Annotated in this window: 1 protein-coding gene; it reads left to right on the top strand. The window is 72.4% G+C overall.

The genetic code is table 11. From position 1 onward, the window contains the following. Positions 1 to 4,092: SDR family NAD(P)-dependent oxidoreductase (locus ABZ953_RS39060; RefSeq protein ID WP_361734261.1), on the top strand; the 4,092-nt coding region annotated here is incomplete at both ends.

Here is a 4,092-nt window from a genome sequence, read left to right as displayed (position 1 = left end):
GCGTGGTGAGGGTGGGCTGGAGCGGTTCGTGGCGTCGGTGTCGGGGCTGTGGGTGCGGGGGGTGGACGTCGACTGGTCGGCGGTACTGCCCGAGCGGCCGGGTGCTGGGGTGGAGTTGCCGACGTATGCCTTCCAGCATCAGCGTTATTGGCTGGAGGCGTCGGGGGCGCGGGGTGATGTGGGTGCTGCGGGTCTTGATGCGGTGGAGCATCCGTTGCTGGGTGCGCGGGTCGAACTGCCCGATGGTTCGGGCACGTTGTTCACCAGCCGTGTCTCGTTGAAGACGCATCCCTGGCTCGGTGACCACCGTGTCAACGGCATCGCCCTCCTCCCCGGAACCGCACTGCTCGACATGCTCGCGCACGTCGGGGAGGAACTGGGCGCGCCGGTCGTCGAGGAGCTGACCATCTCCGCGCCCCTCCTCGTCCCCGAGTCCGGCGGCGTCGACATCCAGCTGAGGGTCGGCACCGAGGACGCCTCGGGGAGCCGAACGGTCCGGCTGCACGCCCGCGCGGGCACGGACGAGGAGTGGACGGAGAACGCGAGCGGCGCACTGACCCGGTCCACCGCCGCGCCCACGGGCGGCAGCGCCGTCTGGCCGCCGACCGGGTCCCGCCCGGTGGACCTCGACGGCTTCTACGACAACCTCACGGTCGACTACGGGCCCGCCTTCCACGCGGTACGCGCCGTATGGACCGAGGAGGGCCGGCTGTACGCCGAGGTCGCCCTGCCCGACGCCGCCCTGGACTCGGCGACCGATCAGTACGGAGTGCATCCGGTCCTGGTGGACGCCGCACTCCACCCGCTCGGCGTCTCCGGGTTCTTCGCCGAGCCCGACCGGCCGCGGCTGGCCTTCTCCTGGGCCGGTGTGCGCGTGCACGCGGTCGGCGCGCGGACCCTGCGGGTCACACTCACACCCGCGGGGCCCGAGGCCGTCGCCATCAGCGCCGTCGACGAGAGCGGCGCACCGGTGCTCGACATCGACAGCCTCGTCGTACGCCCCGTCGACCCGGAGCAGCTGCGTGCGGCCGCACAGGGGCGGCGCGACTCCCTCTTCGAGGTGGAGTGGGTGCCCGCGCCGACGGCGGCAAGCGCCCCGGTGGCGTGGACGTACCACGACGACATGAAGGGCGACGACACTCCTGACCTGGTCGTATACCGAGTGAGTGACGGCGACGAGCGGGCCGACGTGCCCTCACGTGTGCATGCCGTCGGGCTCGAGGCCCTGACCGTCCTGCAGGACTGGCTCGCCGACCCGCGCCGGGCCTCAGCCCGCCTGGTCGTAATGACCCGCACCGGCGAACTCGTCCACGAGGCCGTATGCGGACTCGTACGTACCGCCCAGTCGGAGAACCCCGGCCGGTTCGGGCTCGTCGAGACCGACACCGACGACCCGTCGGCCGTCACCGCCGGGCTCGCCCTCAGCGGTGACGAACCGCAGGTCGCGGTCCGGAACGGGCAGGTGCTCGTCGCCCGGCTGCGGCGGGCCGAACCCGTCGCCGTGCCACCGGTCTCGCGACTCGCGGGCGGCGCGGTCCTCGTGACCGGTGCCACCGGCGGACTCGGCCGGCTCGTCACCGACCACCTGGTGGCCGCGCACGGCGTCGGCGAACTCGTCCTGCTCTCCCGCTCCGGTGTCTCGGACGAACGCCTCGCCGAGCTCTCGGCGACCGGGGTCACCGTCCGCTCGGTGGCCGCCGACGTCGCCGACCGCCAGGCCATCGCCGAGGTCGTCGACTCGCTGGGCGACCGCCTCGTCGGAGTGGTGCACACCGCGGGCATCGTCGACGACGGCGTGCTCGGCTCGCTGCGCCCCGAGCAGTGGGACGCCGTGCTGCGTGCGAAGGTCGACGCCGTCTGGCATTTGCACGAGCTGACCCGTCACCTCGACCTCGCCGCCTTCGTCCTCTACTCCTCCGCCTCCTCGACCTTCGGCGGCGCGGGGCAGGGCAACTACGCGGCGGGCAACGCCTTCCTCGACGCGTTCGCCGGACACCGCCACGGTCAGGGTCTGCCCGCCGTCTCGCTGGCCTGGGGGCTGTGGGCCGAGAAGGCGGGCATGGGCGGCCGGCTCAGCGACACCGACCTCGCCAGGATGGCAAGGAACGGCACCCTCCCGCTCTCGGCCGAGCAGGGCCTGGACCTCTTCGACGCGGCCCTGGAAGCCGGGCGGCCGACCTTGGTGCCGATCCGCCTCGATCTGACGGCTGTCCGCGACAGCGACGAAGTCCCGCCGCTTCTCCGGAACCTGGTGCGGGCCTCGTCCCGGCGCGTCATCCAGCGGCGCGAGACGTCCGACGGCGGCACGGCCCTCACCCGGCGCCTGGCCGCGCTGTCCGCGGCCGACAAGGACCGGGAACTTCTCCAGCTCGTGCGAAGCAGCGCGGCCGCCGTCCTCGGACACGCGACCGCCGACGCCGTGGACGCGCAACGCGCCTTCAAGGAGGCCGGGTTCGACTCGCTCACCGCGGTCGAACTCCGCAACCGCCTCACCGAGGCCACCGGCATCCGCCTGCCCGCCGCGCTCATCTTCAACCACCCGACCCCCAAGGCCCTGGCCGCACACCTGCTCACCGAACTGGGAGGCACGACACCAGAGGTGGAGCAGTACTCGGCGCCGCTCACGGTGTCCGGCGAGGACGGGGCAGAGGACGGGGCATCGGACGACGACGCGATCGCGATCGTGTCGATGAGCTGCCGCTTCCCCGGCGGGATCACCACCTCCGACGAACTGTGGCAGTTGGTCTCGACGGCCGGTGACGCCATCGCCGGTCTGCCGACCGACCGCGGCTGGGACCTGGACGGAATCTACGACGAGGACCCGAGCGCGCCCGGCAAGACCTATGTGCGCGGTGGCGGCTTCCTCGACGGCGTGGGCGACTTCGACGCGGAGCTGTTCGGGGTGTCGCCGCGTGAGGCGCTGGCGATGGACCCGCAGCAGCGGCTGCTGCTCGAAGTGTCCTGGGAGGCGTTCGAACGGGCGGGCATCGACCCGACCTCCCTCGCCGGAACGCGTACCGGCGTCTATGTCGGAACCCACGGCCAGGACTACGGCCGCCAGACCGACCCCGGCCAGGCCGACGAGGGCTACCTCGTCATCGGCAACGCCGCGAGTGTCCTGTCCGGCCGGGTGTCCTACACGCTGGGGCTCGAGGGTCCCGCGGTGACGGTGGACACGGCGTGCTCGTCGTCGCTGGTGGCGTTGCACCTGGCGGCGCAGGCGCTGCGCAGCGGTGAGTGCACGATGGCCCTGGCCGGCGGCATCTCCGTCATGTCGACCCTGGAGGGCGTCATCGGGTTCTCCCGGCAGCGCGGCCTCGCCGCGGACGGCCGCTGCAAGCCGTTCGCCGAGGCGGCCGACGGCTTCGGGATGTCCGAGGGTGTCGGGGTGTTGCTGGTGGAGCGGCTGTCGGACGCGCGTCGGCTCGGGCATCGGGTGCTCGCGGTGGTGCGGGGTTCGGCGGTGAACCAGGACGGTGCGTCGAACGGTCTGACGGCGCCGAACGGTCCGTCGCAGGAGCGGGTGATCCGGGCCGCCCTGGCCAGTGCGGGGGTGACGGGTGCCGACGTGGACGTCGTGGAGGCGCACGGCACGGGGACGACACTGGGTGATCCGATCGAGGCGCAGGCGTTGTTGGCGACGTACGGGCGTGATCGCAGGTCGGGGGAGCCGCTGTGGCTGGGGTCGTTGAAGTCGAACATCGGGCATACGCAGGCGGCGGCCGGTGTGGCCGGTGTGATCAAGATGGTGGAGGCGCTGCGACGCGGGATCCTTCCCCGCACACTGCACGTGGATGAGCCCTCGTCGCATGTGGACTGGTCGACGGGCGGAGTGGAGCTTCTGGCGGAGTCGCGGGCGTGGCCGGAGGTGGACCGGGTGCGGCGCGCGGGGGTCTCTTCGTTCGGTGTGAGCGGCACCAACGCCCACGTCATCCTGGAGCAGGTGCCGGATGCGGAGGCTCTGGCTACGGAGGCTCCGGAGGAGGAGTCGGATGCTGCTCCGGTGCCCTCGGTGGTGCCGTGGGTGCTGTCGGGCCGTGGCAGTGGATCGCTGTCCGCGCAGGCGGCGAAGCTCGCCGCGCATGTACGGGA

The sequence above is a fragment of the Streptomyces sp. NPDC046465 genome (genome assembly GCF_040646035.1).
In the GTDB taxonomy this organism is placed as follows: Bacteria; Actinomycetota; Actinomycetes; order Streptomycetales; family Streptomycetaceae; genus Streptomyces.
Note: the sequence above shows the minus strand (reverse complement) of the source record. Positions and strands in the feature narration are given on the sequence as shown.